General features: G+C 67.6%; 26 protein-coding genes and 1 pseudogene. 19 read left to right on the forward strand and 8 right to left on the reverse strand.

From position 1 onward, the window contains the following. Positions 1–56 precede the first annotated feature (56 nt). The gene (locus H556_RS0107985; protein ID WP_024353942.1) at positions 57–476 is read right to left on the reverse strand and encodes a VOC family protein; all 420 of its coding nucleotides are present in this window, start codon (positions 474–476) and stop codon (positions 57–59) included. A 67-nt stretch (positions 477–543) separates the two neighbouring features. Between H556_RS0107985 and H556_RS0107990 the strand changes: the two genes are divergently transcribed. The 5 genes from H556_RS0107990 (at position 544) to H556_RS0108010 (ending at position 4,271) form a co-directional block, all read left to right on the forward strand. Further along, complete coding sequence (locus tag H556_RS0107990; RefSeq protein ID WP_024353943.1) at positions 544–1,854, forward strand: replication-associated recombination protein A; 1,311 nt, start codon at positions 544–546, stop codon at positions 1,852–1,854. A gap of 123 nt (positions 1,855–1,977) precedes the next feature. Further along, positions 1,978–2,397, forward strand: a complete 420-nt coding sequence (locus H556_RS0107995) for a hypothetical protein (protein ID WP_245559449.1) — start codon at positions 1,978–1,980, stop codon at positions 2,395–2,397. Positions 2,398–2,472: 75 nt separating this feature from the next. Continuing rightward, the gene (locus tag H556_RS0108000) at positions 2,473–2,913 is read left to right on the forward strand and encodes a hypothetical protein (protein ID WP_233551861.1); all 441 of its coding nucleotides are present in this window, start codon (positions 2,473–2,475) and stop codon (positions 2,911–2,913) included. 59 nt (positions 2,914–2,972) lie between these two features. Next, entirely contained in the window at positions 2,973–3,698 is a 726-nt protein-coding gene (locus H556_RS0108005) for an RluA family pseudouridine synthase (protein WP_024353946.1), read from the forward strand. 78 nt (positions 3,699–3,776) lie between these two features. Further along, on the forward strand, positions 3,777–4,271 hold the full coding sequence (locus H556_RS0108010) for a CC0125/CC1285 family lipoprotein (protein ID WP_024353947.1): 495 nt from the start codon (positions 3,777–3,779) through the stop codon (positions 4,269–4,271). A gap of 3 nt (positions 4,272–4,274) precedes the next feature. Here the strand turns inward: H556_RS0108010 and H556_RS0108015 are convergent, their stop codons facing one another. Continuing rightward, positions 4,275–4,712, reverse strand: a complete 438-nt coding sequence (locus tag H556_RS0108015) for a DUF2214 family protein (RefSeq protein ID WP_024353948.1) — start codon at positions 4,710–4,712, stop codon at positions 4,275–4,277. Positions 4,713–4,755: 43 nt separating this feature from the next. Between H556_RS0108015 and crcB the strand changes: the two genes are divergently transcribed. From crcB to H556_RS0108045, 6 genes are all read left to right on the forward strand, one after another. Continuing rightward, positions 4,756–5,154, forward strand: coding sequence for a fluoride efflux transporter CrcB (gene crcB / locus H556_RS0108020; RefSeq protein WP_024353949.1), 399 nt, complete (start codon positions 4,756–4,758; stop codon positions 5,152–5,154). Then, entirely contained in the window at positions 5,151–6,146 is a 996-nt protein-coding gene (locus tag H556_RS0108025) for an RluA family pseudouridine synthase (RefSeq protein ID WP_024353950.1), read from the forward strand. The genes crcB and H556_RS0108025 overlap by 4 nt, the downstream gene beginning before the upstream one ends. After that, entirely contained in the window at positions 6,143–6,817 is a 675-nt protein-coding gene (locus H556_RS0108030) for an HAD-IA family hydrolase (protein WP_024353951.1), read from the forward strand. Before H556_RS0108025 ends, H556_RS0108030 begins: the two co-directional genes overlap by 4 nt. A gap of 9 nt (positions 6,818–6,826) precedes the next feature. Beyond that, positions 6,827–7,588 (forward strand): ATP12 family chaperone protein, encoded by a 762-nt coding sequence (locus H556_RS0108035; RefSeq protein ID WP_024353952.1) that lies wholly within the window; start codon positions 6,827–6,829, stop codon positions 7,586–7,588. A gap of 79 nt (positions 7,589–7,667) precedes the next feature. Continuing rightward, entirely contained in the window at positions 7,668–8,117 is a 450-nt protein-coding gene (locus H556_RS0108040) for a hypothetical protein (RefSeq protein WP_024353953.1), read from the forward strand. Beyond that, positions 8,114–8,416, forward strand: coding sequence for a winged helix-turn-helix domain-containing protein (locus H556_RS0108045; RefSeq protein WP_024353954.1), 303 nt, complete (start codon positions 8,114–8,116; stop codon positions 8,414–8,416). The genes H556_RS0108040 and H556_RS0108045 overlap by 4 nt, the downstream gene beginning before the upstream one ends. Here the strand turns inward: H556_RS0108045 and H556_RS0108050 are convergent. Continuing rightward, positions 8,406–9,164 carry a pseudouridine synthase gene (locus H556_RS0108050; protein ID WP_024353955.1) on the reverse strand — a complete coding sequence of 253 codons (759 nt, stop codon included), beginning with the start codon at positions 9,162–9,164 and terminating at the stop codon, positions 8,406–8,408. The two genes, H556_RS0108045 and H556_RS0108050, sit on opposite strands and share 11 nt — an antisense overlap. Before the next feature lie 307 nt (positions 9,165–9,471). Between H556_RS0108050 and H556_RS0108055 the strand changes: the two genes are divergently transcribed. Continuing rightward, positions 9,472–9,963 (forward strand): hypothetical protein, encoded by a 492-nt coding sequence (locus tag H556_RS0108055; protein ID WP_233551859.1) that lies wholly within the window; start codon positions 9,472–9,474, stop codon positions 9,961–9,963. Here the strand turns inward: H556_RS0108055 and H556_RS16655 are convergent. After that, positions 9,960–10,590, reverse strand: a pseudogene (locus tag H556_RS16655) (DUF938 domain-containing protein). The gene H556_RS0108055 and the pseudogene H556_RS16655 overlap by 4 nt on opposite strands. Between H556_RS16655 and H556_RS16425 the strand changes: the two are divergent. The 3 genes from H556_RS16425 (at position 10,511) to H556_RS0108070 (ending at position 13,722) form a co-directional block, all read left to right on the forward strand. Continuing rightward, positions 10,511–10,681 (forward strand): hypothetical protein, encoded by a 171-nt coding sequence (locus H556_RS16425; protein WP_162140904.1) that lies wholly within the window; start codon positions 10,511–10,513, stop codon positions 10,679–10,681. The pseudogene H556_RS16655 and the gene H556_RS16425 sit on opposite strands and share 80 nt — an antisense overlap. A 118-nt stretch (positions 10,682–10,799) precedes the next feature. After that, positions 10,800–12,647, forward strand: a complete 1,848-nt coding sequence (locus H556_RS0108065) for a phosphoenolpyruvate carboxykinase (GTP) (RefSeq protein ID WP_024353957.1) — start codon at positions 10,800–10,802, stop codon at positions 12,645–12,647. Positions 12,648–12,699: 52 nt separating this feature from the next. Beyond that, complete coding sequence (locus tag H556_RS0108070; protein WP_245559450.1) at positions 12,700–13,722, forward strand: NAD(P)/FAD-dependent oxidoreductase; 1,023 nt, start codon at positions 12,700–12,702, stop codon at positions 13,720–13,722. On the opposite strand, the gene H556_RS0108075 is transcribed toward H556_RS0108070, so the two are convergent. Continuing rightward, complete coding sequence (locus tag H556_RS0108075) at positions 13,719–14,459, reverse strand: energy transducer TonB family protein (protein ID WP_024353959.1); 741 nt, start codon at positions 14,457–14,459, stop codon at positions 13,719–13,721. The two genes, H556_RS0108070 and H556_RS0108075, sit on opposite strands and share 4 nt — an antisense overlap. A gap of 150 nt (positions 14,460–14,609) precedes the next feature. Between H556_RS0108075 and H556_RS0108080 the strand changes: the two genes are divergently transcribed. Both H556_RS0108080 and spbR read left to right on the forward strand, forming a co-directional pair. Beyond that, a complete protein-coding gene (locus H556_RS0108080; RefSeq protein ID WP_024353960.1) occupies positions 14,610–15,407 on the forward strand; it encodes a transglycosylase SLT domain-containing protein in 798 nt (265 codons plus the stop codon). Positions 15,408–15,497: 90 nt separating this feature from the next. Next, positions 15,498–16,637: a SpbR family protein gene (gene spbR / locus H556_RS0108085; protein ID WP_024353961.1), complete on the forward strand. Its 1,140-nt coding sequence runs from the start codon at positions 15,498–15,500 to the stop codon at positions 16,635–16,637. 51 nt (positions 16,638–16,688) lie between these two features. Here the strand turns inward: spbR and H556_RS0108090 are convergent, their stop codons facing one another. From H556_RS0108090 to H556_RS0108100, 3 genes are read right to left on the reverse strand one after another with little or no spacing between them, the layout of a single operon-like run. Further along, positions 16,689–17,165 (reverse strand): hypothetical protein, encoded by a 477-nt coding sequence (locus H556_RS0108090; RefSeq protein ID WP_024353962.1) that lies wholly within the window; start codon positions 17,163–17,165, stop codon positions 16,689–16,691. 60 nt (positions 17,166–17,225) lie between these two features. Continuing rightward, positions 17,226–18,005: an NAD kinase gene (locus H556_RS0108095; RefSeq protein ID WP_024353963.1), complete on the reverse strand. Its 780-nt coding sequence runs from the start codon at positions 18,003–18,005 to the stop codon at positions 17,226–17,228. Between the two features lie 31 nt (positions 18,006–18,036). Then, the gene (locus H556_RS0108100; protein ID WP_245559451.1) at positions 18,037–19,137 is read right to left on the reverse strand and encodes a DUF2336 domain-containing protein; all 1,101 of its coding nucleotides are present in this window, start codon (positions 19,135–19,137) and stop codon (positions 18,037–18,039) included. Between the two features lie 176 nt (positions 19,138–19,313). On the opposite strand from H556_RS0108100, the gene H556_RS0108105 reads away from it, so the two are divergent. Both H556_RS0108105 and H556_RS0108110 read left to right on the forward strand, forming a co-directional pair. Continuing rightward, positions 19,314–20,084 (forward strand): class II aldolase/adducin family protein, encoded by a 771-nt coding sequence (locus H556_RS0108105; RefSeq protein WP_024353965.1) that lies wholly within the window; start codon positions 19,314–19,316, stop codon positions 20,082–20,084. After that, positions 20,081–20,869, forward strand: a complete 789-nt coding sequence (locus tag H556_RS0108110) for a hypothetical protein (RefSeq protein WP_029673379.1) — start codon at positions 20,081–20,083, stop codon at positions 20,867–20,869. The genes H556_RS0108105 and H556_RS0108110 overlap by 4 nt, the downstream gene beginning before the upstream one ends. Positions 20,870–20,874 lie beyond the last annotated feature (5 nt).

Here is a 20,874-nt window from a genome sequence, read left to right on the forward strand (position 1 = left end):
CCCATGAAGGGGAGGGAGAGGGAAGCGCGTTTTCTGATGCTGACGGCGGCGGGGTCTTACCCCTTCACCGGTCCGCCGATGCTCCACAGGTGTCCGAACGGATCGCGGACCTGGCCGTAGCGGTCGCCCCAGAACTGGTCCTCCAGCGGCATGACCGGAATCGCGCCGTTGACCAGGGCGCGGCCCCACCATTCGTCGGCGTCGTCGACCTGAAGATGCAGGCTGACGCCGACCGGCTTGATGTCGGCCTCGCCGGTCCATTCTGGGAATTCGTCAGCCAGCATGAGGCTGCCGCCGTTGATGCGCAGATGGGCGTGCATCAGCCGCTCGCCGTCCTCGGCGGGCATCCGCATGACTTCCTCGGCCCCGAAGGCGCGGGCGTAGAATTCGATCGCTGCGGCGGCGCCGCGCGAGGGAATGGTCAGATGGGGCGTCACCCCGCCGCGCGGTCCCTGATCGGGCTTGGGTTCTGTCATGCGATTCCTCCTTGGAGGCGTTGTAGCGGGTGCAGTCGCCCGAACGAACGCCTATCTAGAGCGTTCCATGACTGATTTGTTCGAAGCTTCCGGCATTCATCCTCCCGACGCGCCGCTCGCCGACCGTCTGCGCCCGCAGGCGCTCGATCAGGTGGTGGGCCAGGACCACCTGTTGGGCGAAGGCGGGCCGATCCGTCGCATGATCGAGGCCGGGCGCCTCGGCTCCATGATCCTGTGGGGTCCGCCGGGCACGGGCAAGACGACGATCGCTCGCCTGTTGGCGAAGGCGGCGGGCTATGAATACCAGTCGATCAGCGCCGTCTTCTCAGGCGTCGCCGACCTGAAAAAAGCATTTGAAGCCGCGCGGATGCGTCGGGCGGCGGGGCAGCAGACCCTGCTGTTCGTGGACGAGATCCACCGCTTCAACCGCGCCCAGCAGGACGGTTTCCTGCCCTTCGTGGAGGAGGGGATCGTCACCTTGGTCGGCGCCACGACCGAGAACCCCAGCTTCGAGCTGAACGGCGCTCTGCTGTCGCGCAGCCAGGTCTATGTGCTGAAGCGGCTGGACGACGCCTCGCTGGATCTGTTGCTGGACCGGGCCGAGGCCCTGATGGGCAAGTCCCTGCCGCTGACGCCAGAGGCGCGGCAGGCCATGCTGGCGCTGGCGGACGGCGATGGCCGATACCTGCTGACCATGTCCGAGGTGCTGTTCGATCTGACGGACGTCGAGCCGCTGGACGTGCAGGCTCTGGCGGGCGTGCTGCAGAAACGCGCACCCGCCTACGACAAGTCGCGCGAGGAGCACTACAACCTCATCTCCGCCCTGCATAAGTCAGTGCGCGGGTCGGACCCGGACGCGGCGCTCTACTGGCTGGCGCGGATGCTGAACGGGGGCGAGGACCCGCTCTATCTGGCGCGGCGGATCGTGCGCATGGCGGTCGAGGACATCGGTCAGGCCGACCCTCTGTCCATCCTGGTCGCCAATGCGGCCAAGGACACCTACGACTTCCTCGGCTCGCCCGAGGGGGAGCTGGCTCTGGCCCAGGCGGTCGTCCACCTGGCCACGGCGCCGAAGTCGGTCGGGGTCTATGAAGCCTTTAAGGCGGCCAAGCGCGCCGCTCACGAGACCGGCTCCCTGATGCCGCCCGCCCATATCCGCAACGCCCCGACCAAGCTGATGAAGTCGCTGGGCTACGGCAAGGGCTACCAATACGACCCCGACACGCCCGAGGGCTTTTCCGGCGCCGACTTCTTCCCTGACGAGATGGAGCGCCGCACCTTTTACAAACCCAAAGGCGAGGGCCACGAAGAGAAGGTCAAGGCGCGCCTGGAACGCTGGGCGGCGATGCGGGCGCGGATGCGGGCGGATAAGGCGTAGGCGTCTACCGCCCGCGCAATGCCTTCGGTGGTCGGTGAACAGCGTTCATTGTTGTGCGTATCTTAGGAGCGTAAGCTGAACCTCCCAACTGCGGAGGCGTCTATGGTCGATGTTGTGCGACGTATGTCGACGCCCTGGCATGTGTGGCTGGTCGGCGTGCTGTCCTTCCTGTGGAATGCGCTTTTCGTCTGGCAGTGGATGCTGCAGGTGACGGGTGATCCAGCCTATTGGGCCGGCATGACCCCGGCCGAGGCCGCCTATCTGCGCGCCGTGCCTCTGTGGACCGATGTCGCGGTTGGGATCGCCTTCTGGGGCGGGCTGCTGGCGGCGGTGCTGCTGCTGTTGCGACGGCGACAGGCGGCGCTGGTGTTCGCCGTGGCGCTCATCGCCATGCTGGCGGACACGGCCTACATCCACTTCATGAGCAATGGGCGCGAGATCATGGGGCCGGTCGGCGTGGCGTTCGGCCTGGTCATCATCGCTGTCCTGATCGCCCAGATCGCCTATTGCGCCTGGATGGGTCGGCGCGGCGTGATCGTCTGAGGCGGGGCCGAAACCCTTGTTGCGGCGGCCTATTTCGGCGTAGTTTTCGGCGCTCAAGGCTCTGGGGGAAGAATGATGGTCGATATTTCGAAGCGCTCGACGGCGCCGTGGCACCTGTGGGCCATAGCTGTGGCCTCGGTGCTCTGGAACGGCGTCGGTGTCTGGCAATGGTACCAGAAGGTGACCGGCGCGCAGGCCTATTGGAGCGCTCTGACGATGGAGCAGGTCTTCTATCTGCGCTCGGCGCCGATGTGGACGGATGTGGCTTTCGGCGTGGCGGTGTGGTGCGGCCTGCTGGGCGCGCTGATGCTGTTGCTGCGGCGCAAGCTGGCCTTCAACGCCTTCGTCGCGGGCCTGATCGCCATGCTGGCGCACTCGGTCTATGTGCTGGCGCTGAGCAATGGGCGCGAGGTGTTGGGCGCAGCGGGGCTGGCCTCTGTCGTGGCGGTCGCCGCCGTTTTCGTCATCCAGATCGCCTATGCCCACTGGGCGCGCCGCAAGGGCCTGATCCGCTGAGGGACCTGATCTCCTGAGAGGCATGGCGAAGCGCCGTCTGCTCCGCTAAGGCTCGGCTGGTGAAGATCCGCCAGCCCGTTTCCCTGACCGAAGAAGAGATCGCCGCCGTCCGTTCCTGGGTGGTGCATGAAGACGCGCATCTGATCGCCTTCAACAAGCCGTCGGGCCTGTCCAGTCAGGGCGGCCGCATTCAGGCGCATACGCTGGACGACTTGCTGTGGGCTTTCGCCCGATCCAACGGCAAGCGGCCCGAGCTGGTGCATCGGCTGGATCGCGACACCTCCGGCGTCATCCTGGCGGCGAAGACCAAGCCCGCCGCCGGTTTCTTCGGCAAGGCGATGCAGATGCGCAAGTTCCAGAAGACCTATCTGGCGCTGGTCGCGGCCGCGCCGGAGCCGAAATCGGGCCGGATCACCTCGGCCCTGCGTCGCGAGGAGATCGGCCGCGAAAGCTATATGCGGGTCGTGGATTTCGATGCGCCGGGCGCGCAGGGGGCCGCCAGCGGCTATCGCACCCTGGCCTCCAGTCAGGACGGGGCGGTGGTCGAACTGTCGCCGGAGACGGGGCGGATGCACCAACTCCGGGTCCACATGGCCTCCATCGGGCGTCCTCTGGTCGGCGACGTCCGCTATGGCGGCGCCCTGACCTTCGCCGGGCGCGCGGCGCCGCGCCTGATGCTGCACGCGGCGAAGCTGAGCTTTCCCCACCCGGACGGCGGGCGCGTGACGGTCGAGGCGCCGGAGCCGGAAGATTTCGTCGCCCTGCGCGACGCAGGGGGGCTTTAGGCGCTTCATCCCCTGTTCAGCTTCGCGGCGGAACAATCCGGCTCGCCCGCGCGCTGTTCGGGCGTGGGAGACACGCGCATGAAACGCCTTGCCATCGTCACGATCGCCGCCTCGACCCTGGCCTTGACCGCCTGCGCCAGCCTGGCGCCCTATGGCCAGCAGATGGGGCCGAACGGGCAGGGCTATTCCGAACAACAGATCGAGCGCGACCGCTTCCGCGTGACTTACAAGGGCGTGGGCGCGCCCGGTCCGGTGGCGGACATGGCCCTGTTCCGCGCCGCCCAACTGACGGTCGAGCAGGGCTACGACTGGTTCGAGGTGACGCAGCGCTGGATCGACGGTCGTCCCGACAGCGCGGGCGGCGTGCGTCCCAGCGTGTCGGTGGGCGCCAGTTCCGGCCGTTACGGCGGATGGTCGACCTCGGGCGTCGGCGTGGGCCTCGGCTTCGACCTCAGCGGACCACAGCCGACCTCGACGACGCTGGAGGTCGTTATGGGGCGCGGCCAGCGCCCGGATCGCCGGGAAGCCTATGACGCGCGCGGGGTGCAGGACGCCATTCGTCCGCGCCTGTAAGGCCTAGAAGGGCCAGCGCGCCATCGCGGCCGCGAAGGCCAGCAGCGGGATCAGCAGCAGAATCTCCAGCCCGATCGCGCGCCGGGCGGCGGTCAGTTCGGCCTGTGGTGGAGCATAACTAGGCGTGGTCTTCCCCGCCTTGCGCCATTTCAGGATCAGCAACGTCGGCCGGATCGAGATCAGGCCGATCAGGGCGAAGGTCGCGATCTTGGCCCAGAAGAAGGGGTTGGCTTCATAGAAGGCCCAGCCCTTGCCGCCCATCACCCGCCCGACCCCGACCAGCACGATCAGCAGGGCCGTAACCCCATAGCCCGCGTCCAGTCCGGCTAGTCGCCTCACCGGCGGTTCCGGCATCCGCAGCAGCGCCAGCTCCGACGCCAGCATGACGATCAGGCCCAGGAACAGCAGGTGATGCAGGATGGCGAGGACAAGGTCGTGCATGGCGGCCTTCGCAAATGGGGTCGGAACAGTATATGCCGCCAGCATGACACGTTTCTTGCTGGTGGCGATCGGCGGCGGCCTGGGGGCGATGGCGCGCTATGGTCTGGGCCTGGCGGCAGGTCGCCTGGCGCCGGGCGCGGCCTGGCCGTGGGCGACGCTGACCGTCAATGTCGTGGGCGGCCTGATGATGGGACTGCTGGCCGGCTGGCTGGCGCTTAAGGCGGGGGCCGGACAGGAGAGCATTCGCCTGTTCGCCGCCGTCGGCGTGTTGGGCGGCTTCACGACCTTTTCCGCCTTCTCACTGGAAACGGCCCTGATGATCGAACGCCGTGAAATCGTCCCGGCTTTGGTTTATGCGGCGGGTTCGGTGGTTCTCGCCATCGCCGCCCTGTTCGTCGGCCTGATGATCGCGCGCAAACTGTTTACCGGAGTGGGCGCATGAGCCGCGAAGTCCAGACCCTCTATGTCGCCGAGGATGAAGACGACATCCGCCTGGATCGCTGGTTCAAGCGACGCTGGCCGCACCTGACCCATATCCAGGTCGAGAAGATGGCCCGCAGCGGCCAGATCCGCGTCGACGGTTCGCGCGTCAAGCCGCAGGATCGCCTGACCGCCGGCGCCGCTGTGCGCGTGCCGCCGCTGCCGGACGCCAATCCGCGCAAGCCCGGCGACCTGCATGAACTGACCGAGCGCGACATCGCCTACGCCAGGTCGCTGGTGCTTTATGAAGATCACATGGTCATCGCCCTGAACAAGCCGCACGGTCTGGCCGTGCAGGGCGGCACCAAGACGACCAAGCACGTCGACCGCCTGCTGTCGGCCTGGGGCGAGGGGATGGACCGGCCGCGTCTGGTTCACCGTCTGGACCGCGACACCTCGGGCGTCCTGCTGCTGGGCAAGGGACCGGAAGCGGCCAAGCGCCTGGCGGGTGCCTTCGCCCGTCGTCAGGCGAAAAAGACTTACTGGGCCATCGTCATCGGCAACCCCAAGCCTTCGGCGGGCCAGATCGACATGGCTCTGAAGAAGACGGGCATCAACGACTTCGAGATGATGCGCCCGGCCGAGCCCAAGGACCCCAAGGGCGAACCGGCCGAAACGGCCTTCGCCACGATCAGCCGCGCCGCCCACCGCGCCGCCTGGATGGCGCTGCGTCCCTTCACCGGCCGCACGCACCAACTGCGCGCCCATATGGCGGCCATCGGCCACCCGATCTTGGGCGACCCGAAATACGGCGACGACAGGTCCCGCGAACTGTCCGGCCCGCTGAAGCTGCAGCTTCACGCCCGCCGCATCGAGCTGGACCACCCCGGCGGCGGCAAGCTGATTGTCGAGGCGCCGCTGAGCCCCGAGATGAAGGCCGGCTTCAACCACTTCGGTTTCTCCGAGGACGAGGCGGACGAGGATCCCTTCGAGGGCGTGCGGCGGATGCGATGAGGCCGCTTGCCGTTTTTGACATCGACGGCACGCTGGTCGACAGCCGCGCCTCCATCTATCGCGCGGCCTGCGAGGCGGCGCAGGTGCTGGGCCTGCCGGAGCCCGAATACGACCGGGTGCGTCAGATCGTTGGCCTCAGCCTGCATCACGCCCTGCATGTGCTTGAGCCGTCGCTGACGGACGCTGAGCTGGCGGATTTCGTCGCCGCCTTTCAGGCCAGCTTCCGCGCCATGTACGAGGCGGGCCATGAAGAGCCGCTCTATCCCGGCGTGATGGACACGTTGCGGCGGTTGAAGCGCGACGGCTGGCGGTTGTCGCTGGCGACGGGGCAGAATCGGCGCGGGGTGGCCCGCAACCTGGCGCGGCCCGAGTGGAGCGACCTTTTCCTGTCCAGCCACTGCGCCGAGGACGGGCCGGGCAAGCCGGACCCGGCCATGCTGCGCGCCGCCATGACCGCCTGCGGCGCGGATGCGGCCTCTACGACCATGATCGGCGACACCAGCCACGACATCGCGATGGCCGTGGCGGCGGGGGTGCACCCGCTGGGGGTCGGCTGGGGCTTCCATACGGTTGAGGAGCAGGCCGACGCGGGCGCTCTGCATATCGCCGTTGATTTTCCTGACCTGGAGGCGGCGCTGGATCGGTTCGCCTCGACCAAGCTGTTCGCCTAGAAGTCCGTCATGACCCATATTCCCTCGCTGGACCCCAACGTCGCCGCCCAGAAGGGCTTTCGAGAATCCGAGGAGCGCATCAAGCGCTTCTGGAAGAGCGCCGGGGTCGAGGCCCGCGACGGCGGCTGGATCGTCTTGCTGGACGGTCGTGCGCCCAAGACGCCTGCCGGAAACGCCATCGTCCTGCCGACCGAGGCCGCCGCGCGGCTGGTGGCGGACGAATGGAACGCACAAGGCGAGCACCTGATGCCCGCCACCATGCCCGCCACCCGCCTGGCCTCGACCGCCATTGACCGGGTCAGCCAGACTCGCGGACCTGTGGCTGAAGAGATCACGCGTTACGCCGGGTCGGACGTGCTCTGCTATCTGGCCGAGACGCCGTCGGGGCTGATCGAGCGCCAGCAGACGGAGTGGCGCCCGTGGCGCGACTGGGCCGCGCGCGAACTGGGCGTCGAACTGCATACGGTAGAGGGCATCATCCACCGCACGCAGGCTCCGCAGGCTCTGGCGCGGGTCGAGGCGTTGGCGCTTGAGATGGACGACTTCGTCTTGACCGGGCTGGCGACGGCCGTGCCGCTGTTCGGGTCGGCGGTGCTGGGGCTGGCCGTGCAGCGCGGGGCGCTGGCGGGCGAGGCGGCGCTGGACCTGTCGCGTCTGGACGAAGCCTTTACCGAGGAGCGTTGGGGCGTGGACGAGGAGGCGGCTGCCCGCACCGCAGCTCACCGCGCCGAGGCGGCCTTGCTGCAGCGGTGGTTTGAGGCGCTCAGATAACTTTCCGTTCTGGAAAGTTATGACTTGAAGAAGTGGAAAGTCATCTTCATTTTCCGTTGTGGAAAGTGAGGGATGTCCCATGTCAGATACGCACGATGCGAAGGCCGCTCTGGAGCAGATACGCCAGACGCGCGGGCAGGCGCTCGGAAAGATGGAGTATTGGCCCTGGTGGTATGACGCCGGCTACGCCATGGCGTGCGGGCTTCTGGTGGCGGGGCAGGGTTTTCCGACCATGATCGGCATGGCCTGCGTCGTGGCGGCGATCGCGATTCTGGTGACGATCATGCGGGTCTGGCAGGATCGCACAGGGGTCCGGGTAAACGGGTATTCTCCGCGTCGCGCCCGCTGGGCCGCCTTTGGCCTGGCGGCGATCCTGATGGGGTTGATGGGCGTCAGCATCTGGTTCGGGCGGGTGCAGGGCGTCGTCTGGGTGCCGATCGCCAACGGTTTGGCGGCGGCGGTTCTGGGCGTCGTCGGCATGAGGGTCTGGATGCGCCTGTACCGCATCGACGTGCGGAGCCTGTCGTGAAGCCGCCGGTTTTCGATCCTGTGATCCATGCGGCGGGAAGGCTACAGATCTGCGCTATCCTGTCCGCCGCCGAAGCCGAGTTCGCAGTGGTGCGCGACGCCATTCAGGTGTCTGACTCCGTCCTGTCGAAACACGTGAAGACGCTGGAAGAAGCGGGCTACGTCGCCGTCCGCAAGGCGGCGCAGGGCGGTCGCCAGCGCACCTGGCTCAACCTCACCAATGCCGGAAAGGCGGCCTTCGCCTCCCACGTCGCCGAACTGAACCGTCTGGCGACCATGACGGCGCCGGTCAGCCCTTGATCAGCGCCGCGCGCTCGTCGGCCGTCAGCATCCGCCAGCGGCCTTCGGGCAGGTCGCCCAGCTTCACCGGACCGATGCGGATGCGATAGAGGTCGACGACCTCCAGCCCGACCAGTTCGCACATGCGGCGGATCTGGCGGTTGCGGCCCTCGCGCAGCAGGAATCGCAGGCGCTGGGGCTCCATCTGGGTGACGCGGGCGGGCTTCAACTGGCGGCCGTCCAGCTCCAGCCCGTGGCGCAGCTTGGACAGCTTTGCTTCGGTCACGGCGCCGGCGACGCGGACCAGATATTCCTTGTCGAGGTCGGACTGTGGGCCGATCACCGCCTTGGCTACGACCCCGTCCGACGACAGCAGCAGCAGGCCGCGCGAATCCTCGTCCAGCCGTCCGACCGGGGGCAGGGAGGCGTCGCGGGCGGGCGTCTCGCCGTCGCCGACCCGGTTGGCCGTGGTCAGCAGGCGCGCGGCGGGAATCTTGCCCGGCTCGGGCTGGCCCGAGACATAGCCGACCGGCTTGTGCAGCAGGATGGCGACGCCCGCCGCCAGCGCCGCCTCGCCCGTGTCGTTGAGCGTCAGGGTCTGGCCCGGTTCGATCTTGCGGCCCGCGTCGCGCACCACCTCGCCGTCGATGCTGACCAGTCCCTCGGCGATCAGTCCCTCGGCCTCGCGGCGCGAGCAGACGCCGGTCTGGCCCAGCCATTTGTTGATGCGGACGGGTTCTGCGCCGTCATAGGTGCGGACGAAGGCCATGGCCTGACTGACTCTCTGCGATGCGACCGGCTGTGTAGGGCGGGGCTGGGCGTTCAGGCAAGGCTGGCCGCCACGCGCCAAGGTTCAGATTTTCCGCCTTTGTGTTTCAGGTCACGTTTTCGTCGCCAAGTTGACCTTGAGCATCATAAGCCTATATCAGCAGTCACCCTGATGATTTTGATACGTTCGCCTCCGATCGATTCGGATCGCGACGTTTGCCGTGTCTGACCGAATTTCGACACGCAGGGCGCGACAGTTTCTAGGAACTGTCCGCGAATATTGATCGATAACCTTCGAAGGAGACATTTTGTACGCTCAACGCAAGACCGCGACCGCCCCTCGTTCCCGCCAATACGGCAACCGCCCCGCGCCGACCCGCCTGCGCTTCGGCCTGATCATGCGCAAGGGCATGGATTTCGGCGAACTGGGCGACATGGAGACCGCCCTGCGCTTTGAAGGCGTGTCGCTGGCTCCGATCTCGACCGGCGAGGGCAGTCTGGTTTCGGGCGGCTTGACGGTTCTGGCCACGGCGACGGCCGATGACATCACCGGCGGCCGGGTTCAGGGCGTGGTGGTTCCCGGCGGCATGGCGGACGAGGCCGGACTGGTCCAGGTCAAGGCGCTGGTGAATCTGGCCAAGGCGCAGGGGCTGCCGGTTCTGGCGTTCGCCGACGGCGTGGCCCTGACGGCCGAAATCTTCGGCGAAGCGGCCGATGCGCCGGGCGCCGCTTTCCGCGACGGCAAGGTCGCCCTGCTGAACGATCGCGCCGAACTGACGGCCGTGGTCGCCGCCATCTAAATCCGGCGGAAGATCAGGCTCAGGTTGTTGGCAGGCATGGCTCGCCGCAGCGTCAGGGCCAGGCCATGCGACCGGGCGAGCGTCTCGACCTCGCCCCGGTCGCGCAGGCCCCATGCAGGGTCCCGCGCCTTCAGGCTGTCGTCGAAGGCGGCGTTGGAGGGGGCCAGCGGAACCTCCGCTTCGCGATAGGGGCCGTAGAGGTACAGCAGGCCGCCGGGGCGCATCAGCGACCGCTCGGCCAGTTGCATCAGGCCTTCGGCCGCCGTCCACGGGCTGATGTGGATCATGTTGATGCAGACGATGGCGTTCAGCGGCTCCGACGGCCAGTTGGCGTCGTCGAGCATGTCGACGGCCTGTGCAGGGCGCAGGTTTGCGACGCTTGTATGCGTCCGCCACGCCTCGATGCTGGCGCGGGCCTGAGGGCTGGGGTCGCTGGGCGTCCAGTCCGGGCAGGGCGGCGGCGAAGGCGACGGCGTGCTGACCCGGTCCGGAGGCGATCTCCAGCACCCGGCCGCGAGCAGGCAGATGGGCGCGCAGAACGTCGAGTATGGCCGCGCTGTTGCGTTCGGCTGCCGGCGAAATCAGCGCGTCAGGGGCGCCGGCCGATGTCGATATTGCAGAATCCATCGTCTTCACGCCGAAGGAGATAGCCCTTGGGGCGCGCTCTGACGATTTAATTGTGCGCGCGGGCGGCCTGGCCCGGATAACGGGGGAATGAAACGTGCAGCGGTTGACCTTACGTCCCGTCGGGTTCATTGCCCGCGTAACACAGCGTGATCAGCTTATTGCGTGACGGCGACAACAGATCGGCGCGCGCAGCTTCAGGAGAGCAAGACGTGACGCAATCGATTCCCGGACTCCTTCCGGCGCCGACCGAACACAAGGGCCTCGTCGCTTGGGTGGAGCAGATCGCCGCCCTGACCAAGCCGGACCGTGTTCACTGGTGCGACGGCTCGGACGCCGAGAAGTCGGCCATCGTGGCCGATCTGATCGCCAAGGGCACGTTGAAGGAACTGGATCAGGCCAAGCGCCCCGGCTGCTATTACGCCGCCTCGGACCCCAAGGACGTGGCCCGCGTCGAAAGCCGCACCTTCATCTGCTCGCAGGACGAAGCTGATGCCGGCCCGACCAACAACTGGTCCGACCCGGTTGAGATGCGCGCCCGTCTGGACGGCCTGTTCGACGGCTGCATGAAGGGCCGGACGATGTATGTCGTTCCGTTCTGCATGGGTCCGCTGGGCTCCAAGATCTCCGCCCTGGGCGTCGAGATCACCGACAGCGGCTATGTCGCCGTGTCGATGGGCGTCATGACCCGCATGGGCAAGGGCGCGCTGGACATGCTGGGCGCCGACGGCGTCTTCGTCCCGGCCGTGCACACCCTGGGCGCCCCGCTGGCCGAAGGTCAGGCGGACGTGGCCTGGCCTTGCAATGACGACAAGTGGATCGTCCACTTCCCCGAAACCCGCGAAATCTGGTCATACGGCTCGGGCTACGGCGGCAACGCCCTGCTGGGCAAGAAGTGCTACGCCCTGCGCATCGCCTCGATCATGGCCCGCGACGAGGGGTGGCTGGCCGAGCACATGCTGATCCTCAAGCTGACCAGCCCCGAAGGCGTGTCGAAGTATGTGGCCGCCGCCTTCCCGTCGGCCTGCGGCAAGACCAACCTGGCCATGCTGCAACCGGCGCTGGACGGCTGGAAGGCCGAGACGGTGGGCGACGACATCGCCTGGATGCGCTTCGGCGAAGACGGCCGCCTGTACGCCGTGAACCCGGAAGCGGGCTTCTTCGGCGTGGCGCCGGGCACCAGCCGCAACACGAACAAGAATGCGCTCGAAACCCTGACGCGCGACACCATCTTCACCAACGTCGCCCTGACTGCCGATGGCGACGTCTGGTGGGAAGGCCTGACCAAGGAAGCGCCGGAAGGCCTGACCAACTGGAAGGGTCAGCCGCACGATCCGGCATCGGGCGAGCCTGCGGCCCACCCGAACTCGCGCTTCGCCGTCTGGGCCGGTCAGTGCCCGTCGATCGCGCCTGAGTGGGAAGACCCTGCGGGCGTGCCGATTGACGCCATCCTGTTCGGCGGCCGTCGCGCTTCGGCCGTGCCGCTGGTGACGGAAGCCTATGACTGGGAGCACGGCGTCTTCATGGGCTCGACCGTGGCCTCCGAAGGCACCGCCGCCGCCGAAAACAAGGTCGGCGAACTGCGCCGCGACCCCTTCGCCATGCTGCCGTTCTGCGGCTACAATATGGGCGATTATTTCGGCCATTGGCTGTCGATGGCCCAGCGCACGACAGATGCGGCCAAGCTGCCGCGTCTCTACTTCGTCAACTGGTTCCGCAAGAACGAGGACGGCAAGTTCGTGTGGCCGGGCTTCGGCGACAACGCCCGGGTTCTGAAGTGGATTGTCGAGCGTCTGGAAGGCCAGGCCGAGGCCGTGGACACTCCGGTCGGCCGCGTGCCGTCAAAGGCTGCGCTGGACCTGTCGGGCCTGACGCTGACCGACGCCGACTTGCAGATCCTGCTGGACGTCGACGCCGACGTGTGGACCGAGGAAGCCGCCCTGATCCCCGCCTTTTACGAGAAGTTCGGCGATCGCCTGCCCAAGGCCCTGTGGGGCCAGCACGCCGCCCTGACCAAGCGTCTGGAAGAGGCGCGCGCGGCCAAGCTGGCGGCTGAATAAAAGACCGCTATCGACGGTTGAAATCGGTGCGCGGGAGGTCGAAGGACATCCCGTGCCCCATTTCAATTCTCCCGAACCTTCCTTCGACGCCGTGGCTATCGGCGCGGGCGCTCTTGGCCTGTGCGTGGCGGCGGAGTTGAGACGACGCGGACGCCGCGTGGCGGTGGTCGATCCTGGCGGCGTCAACGCCTCGGCCGTGGCGGCGGGTATGATCGCGCCCGCGATGGAATGCGCCATCGATGATCTATCGTCTGAGGCAGCCGGTGTGCTGAGGCGCGCGCGCGACCTGTGGCCCGCCTTCGCCGAAGCGACGGGCGTGCGGCTGTATGGCGAGTTGGCGGAATGGCGCGGCGGGAACGTCGCCGAACTGGCGTCGCGGATGAAGACGCTGGGCTTTGAGCATCACTATGACGCCGCATCGGCGCGCCTGACGACGCATGAGGATGCGAAGGTCGATCCGCCTCAGGCGCTTACGGCTCTGGCGCAGGGTGTGACGATGGTCGCGGCGCGCGCGCAGGGCGCGGTGCGCGACGGGCAGGGCTGGCGGGTCGAGACGACGGCGGGCGCCGTACGCGCGGAGTATCTGATTCTGGCCACCGGCGCCGGCCCGGCTCTGGGCGGCCTGCCGCCCGAAGCGCAAGCGGCGGTCGCCTGCATCACCCCCATTCGCGGACAGATCGGTCTGGTGCAGGAGAAGCTGGTCGACCACGTGTTGCGCGGGCCGGGCGCCTATGTCGCGCCGATGGGCGAGGGCAGCGTGATCGGGGCGACGATGGAGCCGGGCGAGCGGTCCTTGATCCCCGACGCTGCGCGCTGTGAAGCCATGCTGGCGGCGGCATGGAAGGCGTTGGGGCAGGCGCCGCGCACGCTGACGATCGACTGGCGCGCAGGGGTGCGGGGGACAACGCCGGACGGCCTGCCGATGGCGGGGCAGATTGCGCCGGGCCTGCATGTCGCGCTGGGGCCGCGCCGCAACGGCTGGTTGCTGGGGCCTCTGATCGGGGCCGTTGTCGCCGATGCGACAGAGGGCCGGCCCGTCGCCGAGCCGGCCCTCCATCCTTCGCGGTTCCTTTAGTCCGTCGGCGGGGTGAAGCGGATCGCCATGGTGACGCGGGCGCCGTCGACCGCCTGTCCGTCGACCGTGCGCGGGCTGAGGCGGAAGTAGCGGCTCAGGCTGAGCGCCGCCCGGCCGAAGCCCTGATTGCCTGGCGTCTCAGAGGTGACCGAACAGCCGGTCAGACTGCCGTCCACCCGCACCAGGCAGGACAACTCCGCCACTCCGCCGATGCCGCGCGCTTCGGCAGCGGACGGATAGGCCCGCATCAACTGATCTGCTGTCGGCTTTCGCACCCAGTCCGGCTGGGTGATCACCGGCATGGGCTTGGGCGGTTCGGGCGTGACCGCCGTGCCGGTCGAAGGTTCGGCTGCCGGCGCCGTGATGTTGATGGCCGGCCCGGCGTCATGGCTGACGACGGGGGCGACCGGGACCTCCAGGGGCGCGACATCGCTGGGCATGGCCTGCGTCGGCCGATGGATCGGCGGCGTCGGCGCGGGCGAGGCCTGAAGTGGTGTTTCCGGCTTGGGCGGCAAGGGCGGACGGATCAGATCGACGATTGTGGGCGGCGGCTCCGTCGGCGCAGGCGGGGCTTCGGCCAGTTCAAACCGTTGCTGATACAGCCAGACTCCGGCGCCCACGTGGACCAGGGCCGAGGCGCCGATCATCGCCCACATCAAAGGGGACAGCGGCTTCCGGCGTTGTTGGAAGTCGAGGGGGCTGACCACGCCGTGGCCCCCGGCGATACGCATCATCATGACTTACGCGCCTCCTGTCGCGGGCCCTCCCCAGCGCCCCACGGAACGAAGTTCGCGCTTTGCTTGCGGCCTTATTGTGGCGCTTCGAATTGTTAACGGCCACGCTGCTGCGTTAAGGTTTGGTTTACCTAGGTTAGCGACCGTTCACACATGACCGTGAAAGCGATTCCATCATCCGGCGGCGTGGAGGCGGCCATTCGGCGCGCCTCGACCTCGACCGGCGTGGACTTCGACTTTCTGATGAAGACCGCGCGTCGCGAAAGCGCGATGAACCCCAATGCGCGGGCGCCGACGTCTTCGGCCTCGGGTCTGTTCCAGTTCATCGAGCAGACCTGGCTGGGCACGGTGAAGCGGCACGGCGCCAAGCATGGCTACGGCCAGTATGCGGACCTGATCTATCAAGGCGGCGACGGGCGCTGGCAGGTGCGGGGCTCGGCCCGCAATGTGGTGCTGGACCTGCGCTTCGATCCACAGGCGGCCTCGACCATGGCGGGCGAACTGACGGCCTCCAACGCCGCCTATCTGCGCGGCCGCACGGGGCGCGAGCCCAACGGAGGCGAGCTTTACGCCGCGCATTTCCTTGGCCCGGCGGGCGCGGCCAAGCTGATGGAGGCCATGCAGATGCGGCCCCAGTCCAGCGCCGCGGCCCTGTTCCCGGAGGCGGCTTCGGCCAACCGCTCGATTTTCTACCGCAACGGGCGGGCCGTATCGGTGGCCGAGGTGCACGCCAATCTGCAGCGCACGGCGGGCGAGGTCGCGCCTGCCGCAGGCGTCGGCGCCGTCAAGGCTGGACCCGAACTGGGCGACAAGGAGCGCGCGCTGGCCGCGCGACTGGATCGTCTGAAGCAGGATCAAGGCCTGTTGGCCCTGCTGCTGGGGCAGGACGGGCAGGGGACGGGCGGAGGCTTTAACGGCGCCTATGGACCGCCGCCGGACAGGTCGGTCTGAAGACCTTTGTTCGGCCGTTATTCCTAACGGGGCCTTAACTATGTAACGCTATGGGTGACGATTGATTCTTCGCCGCCCTGAGCCTCATCCATGACCGCCTACCGGGCCCGCCTGACGGAAAGCGACATCCGGCGCCTGATCAAGTCCGACGTCGAGGACGATCGGGCGGCGGCGGCGCACAAGCTGTTGCGCAGCATCGACCGCATGACGCTGGACGAGGCCGAACGGGCGGCGGCGCAGAAGATTCTCACAGTGCTGGCCGTCGATGCGGCTGAACTGGTGCGCCGCGCCCTGGCTGTGACGCTGAAGGCCTCAAGCCTGATGCCGCGAGATGTGGCGCGCCGCCTGGCGGCCGATGTGGACAGCGTGGCCCTGCCGGTCATCAACTGCTCGCCTGTCTTTTCCGACGACGATCTGATCGAGATCGTCCGCGCCGGTTGCGCGCTGCGTCAGGCCGCTGTGGCCTCGCGTCCGCAGGTGCCGCGCGATGTGGCGACCGTTCTGGCCGCCGAGGGGCGGCAGGAGGCGGTGCTGGCCCTGGCCGCCAATGATAACGCCGACCTGTCCGAAGACGCGCTCGGCGTGGTGGTCGATCGTTTCGGCCATGCGTCCGATGTCGTGTCGGCCCTGGCCTATCGCCAGGTTCTGCCGCTGTCGGTGACTGAGCGCCTGGTGGGGTTGGCCGCAGATGCGGCGCGCGAGCATCTGATCACCCAGCACGCCCTGGCGCCGGAGACCGCCATTCAGTTCGCCGATTTTGCGCGCGAACGGGCGACCGTCGATCTGATTGATCAGGCGCGGACGGCGCCCGACCTGCCCGCCTTCGTCGCACGCCTGTATGGACGCAAGGCGCTGACGCCGTCCCTGCTGCTGAGGGCGCTGGCGCGCGGGCAGATGGGGTTGCTGGAGCACGCCCTGGCCGAACTGGCCGGGACGCCGCACCACCGCGCCTGGCTGATGGTGCACGATGCGGGGCCGCTGGGGTTCAAGGCGCTGTATGACCGGGCGGGGATGCCGCCGCGTCTGTTCCAGGCGTTTCGCGCGGGCGTGGACACCTGGCGCGCGCTTCAGGCCGAGGGAGGCGACACCTCGGGCGAGCGGTTCCGCCAGCGGATGCTCGAGCGCTTCCTCAGCCAGCGTCCCGACGCCGCCCGCGAAGATCTGGCCTATCTGATGGAACGGCTGGATCGGCCAGCGCTCGAGATGCAGGCAGCGGCCGGCGCGGCATAGAAAAAGGGGCGTCCGGCAGAACGCCCCTTTATCATTCAAGAATCTGGAAACTCAGCCGAGATGCTCGGCCACGCGTGCTTCCAGCGTCTGGGCCAGATCGCGCCCCACCGGGTGTTCGTCGGTTTGGATTTCGTCGCGCACCACAGCTTTGATGGCGTCGATGTGGGCGTCAACGAGGGGCAGGGGCGCCTGCATCCGCTTGTCGACGTCGTCCAGTATCCGGCACAGGGACCCGGCGATGCGCGTCACCAGCGGATATTGATAGGTCGCGCCGAGGCCCTTGAGGTCATGGGCGCGGAAATACAGAGCCTCGGCCGTTTCGGCCGTATAGCCCTTGGCGCGGATGTCAGCCTGGGCCTGGTCGAGCTTGACCAGTTCGTCCTGAAGCCACTGGCCGAACTGGGCCGACATGGCTTTCAGCGCCTCTTCCGCCTTGGCGATGGCGTTGGCGTCGATGCCGCCGAAACCGCCGCCCACCTTGGCGCGCAGGGCGTTGGGCGGACGAAAGACGTTGGACGAATTGCTCACGGGCGGACTCCTGAACTGTAAAATCCAATGTGCCGGGAGAGTTCTAAAAAATCATGACGCTCAGGAAGAGAACTGCTCAGCCATCACACGCTCCTCATAGGAGCGGCCCGCGTCGAACAGCATGGTCAGGGTGATGTCGCGGCGTTCGCGCACCTCCACCTGTGTGACGCGCCGGACCTCGAAGTTGTCGGCGGTGGCGCTGACGGGGCGTTTGTCGGCCTCCAGCACCTCGAAGCGCACGCGGGCCGTGTGCGACAGCAGCGCCCCGCGCCAGCGACGGGGACGGAAGGCGCTGATCGGGGTCAAGGCCAGGCTGGGTGCATCCAGAGGGATGATCGGGCCGTGTGCTGACAGATTATAGGCGGTCGACCCGGCCGGCGTCGCCACGAGACAGCCGTCGCAGGTCAGTTCTTCAAGGCGCACCTTGTCGTTGATGCTGATGCGCAGCTTTGCGCTCTGGCGCGTCTGGCGCAGCAGGGAGACCTCATTGATCGCCAGGCCGCTGTGGACCTGACCGCTCTCGGTCCAGGCGTCCATCTGCAGGGGATGCAGCATGGTGCGGTCGGCCTGGACCAAGCGATCCAGCAGGTCGTCTTCCTCATAATCGTTCATCAGGAAGCCGACCGAGCCGCGATTCATCCCGTAAACCGGCGTCTGTAATCGCAGATTGTTGTGCAGGGTTTCCAGCATGAAGCCGTCGCCGCCCAGGGCCACGATCACCTCGGCCTCGGTTATGGGGACGGATCCATAGCGTTCCGTTAGCCGCAGGCGCGCTTCTTCGGCCTCGGGCCGGTCGCTGGCTAGGAAGGTGACGGCGGTGGGGCGGAAAGGCTGGCTCACCAGCCTAGGCAAGCGGAGCCGGGGCCGCCTGTCAAACGGGATGACCGTCCTGGGGCGCCATCAGCAACTGGAATTCAGAGGCCGCCTGGGCCGCCGAACGATGCGCCAGACGCCAGTCGCCGCCGTCAGGATCATGCGGAAAGCCGTTATTTATGCGCCGCACCTCGCTCAGGACCGCCGGGAAGGCGGCGCGATCCAGCCCCGCAGCGCTGCAGGCCAGCAACAACGGGCGGGTGGTGTCGGCCCGCAGGGCGTGTCGCACCTGATCCAGGTCCAGCCGGGCCAGGCGGCTCAGGGCATGGATGAAGACCTCCAGCCGGTCTTCGCGCAGGGCGCGGATCAGGGTGGCGGGGCGAAGCTGGTCTGAGGCCTGAAGCTTGGCTGTCAGGCGGGCGGCGGCCACATCGGCGGGCGCGGTTTCCTGTGCAACGGCCTGCGCCGCTTCGGCCAGCCGCGCTGGATCGAGGGTGAAGCGTTCCGTGATGGCTTGGCGCAGGGCCTCGCCCACCCATTGATACAGGCGCGCGCCCAGTTCCGGCGTCATCTGCGGGTGGCGGGCCAGCGGCGCGCGCAGGGCGGCCAGTTCCCGCGACCGGCTGACCAGTCGGCTCATGCTTTCCACACACAACGCCGCCGTGCGGTTCGAGGCGAGGGCCGTCAGCACAGTCGGATCGTCGGCCCTGATTATGGCGCGAGCGACGGCGGCCCCGAGGCCGGGTCTCAGGGCGACCTGGATGCGATGATCCAGCGACGCCTGGGCCAGCAGGGTCAAAAGGTCGTCGTCCTGCAGCAGGGGGCTGGCGGCGATGACCGGGCGGGCGATTTCTATGGCGTCGGCCGCCAGCATCCGCACCAGGGCGACCGGCGCCCAATCCGCATCCGCCAGTCGCTCCGAGAGGGCCTGACGGATATCCGCCTCAACCACGCGGACCAGGGCGATGAAGGCGTCGCCGAGCGCCTGGGGCGCGCGATCACGCCCTCCGGTCGAGCGATACAGGTCCGTCACGCCGATCAGCAGGCCATGCTGACGCTCCGGCGGTTGTCCCTTCGCCAGGTCGACCAGTTGTTCAAGGCTGTCCAAAGGCAGGGGGGCGGGCGTGGCGCCGTGCGCCTGCGGTCCGTTGCGAGTCACATTGGTGGGTTCCACGTCGCCCTCGCGGAAAAACTGCCTGCCCCTGAGGCGAAAGGCACCTTGAAGAGGGGCTGTGAAAACAGGGTTAACGAAGTCTTGGGAAAGCGGGGCCTTGCGCCTTGACGCCGACGCCTGCCGGGGAGACGTTCACCTGAACGCTGATCAGGGGAGTGATCATGGCGGATAGAATGAGCGGGGAGCCCTCGCTGAAGGGGCGCGTTTCAGAAGACGAGTGGCGCACGCGCGTCGAACTGGCGGCCCTGTATCGGCTGGCGGCGCTGCACGGGTGGGACGACATGATCTTCACCCATATCTCGGCGCGTGTTCCGGGGCCGGAAACGCATTTTCTGATTAATCCCTACGGCTGGTATTTCGACGAGATTACAGCCTCTTGCCTAGTGAAGGTCGATCTGGAAGGCAATATTGTTCAAGAGACTGACAGCTTCATCAATCCGGCGGGTTTCACCATCCACTCGGCCGTCCATGCGGCGCGCGAGGACGCGCATTTCGTCATCCACCTGCACACGGTGAACGGCGTCGGGGTGGCGGCCCAGAAGGACGGCCTGCTGCCCATCAGCCAGAACGCCTGCCTGTTGCAGCATCAGGTGGCCTACCACGGCTATGAAGGCCTGGCGCTGAACCATGACGAGCGCGAGCGTCTGGTCGCGGACCTAGGCGACAGGTCGCTGATGCTGCTGCGCAATCACGGCACGATGGCGGTCGGAAATACGGCGGCGCAGGCCTGGGTCGGCATCTTCTTTCTGGAACGCGCCTGCGCCCAGCAGGTCGCCGCCCTTTCGGCGGGGCGGGACAACGTTCTGATCGCCCCGGATGCGGCTCAGGCTGAGACCAAGGAGCAGGGGCGCGGCATCGGCTTTGTCTCGTCCCTGGCATGGCCCGGCGCCCTGCGTCAGCTCCAGCGAAAATCGCCCGGCTACGACGCGTGAGGCCGCTGGGGGGCGGATTGAGGCGCGGCCCGATCGACCTTCTGGTCGGTCTGGCTTGGCTTGCAGTCGGCTGCCCCGCCCATGCGGGCGCCTGGAACCTGCCGAAGGGACAGGGGCAGGCGATCGTCAAATATGAGACCGTCCGCGCGGATCAGGCCTTTTCGCCCGACGGAGAGCGGGTTGACCTGTCGCACGACCGCCTCGACCGCGCTCTTTCCATCTTTGCGGAATATGGACTGGACGACCGTTTCACTCTGCAGATGAAGAGCGAATGGCAGGAGGGGCGCGACGCCTTCGTCGATTATCAGGGGCGCGGCCCGATTGAGATCGGCGTGCGCTGGCAGGCCTATCGCGATACGCGCAACGCTGCGGCCCTCTATGTCGGCTACGCTCATGGCGGCGAGGGGCGTAACGCCGGCTATGCGCCGCCTGGAGCCGGCGATCATGACTGGGAGGCGCGCGTGATGGCCGGGCGCGGCCTGGGAGCCGACGGGCAGGGCGGCTTTATCGAGGCGCAGGCGGCGAGGCTCTGGCGCGCGGGCCTCAATGACGAGACGCGGCTGGACCTGACGGCGGGCCTGTATCTCGCGCCGGACTGGCTGTTGTTGGGTCAGGCCTATGCCGGAGCGGCGGACGACGGCGGGCCCCGCTGGCTGACGTTAGAAAGCTCGGTCGTGCGGCGACTCGGCGACTGGAGCCTGCAGGCCGGTTGGCGAACGGCGGTCGCAGGCCGTGAAACTCCTGCGGGACAGGGGCCCGTAATCGGAATCTGGCGGCGCTTTTAAAGCGA

The sequence above is a fragment of the Brevundimonas naejangsanensis DSM 23858 genome (genome assembly GCF_000421705.1).
Classification (GTDB): domain Bacteria; phylum Pseudomonadota; class Alphaproteobacteria; order Caulobacterales; family Caulobacteraceae; genus Brevundimonas; species Brevundimonas naejangsanensis.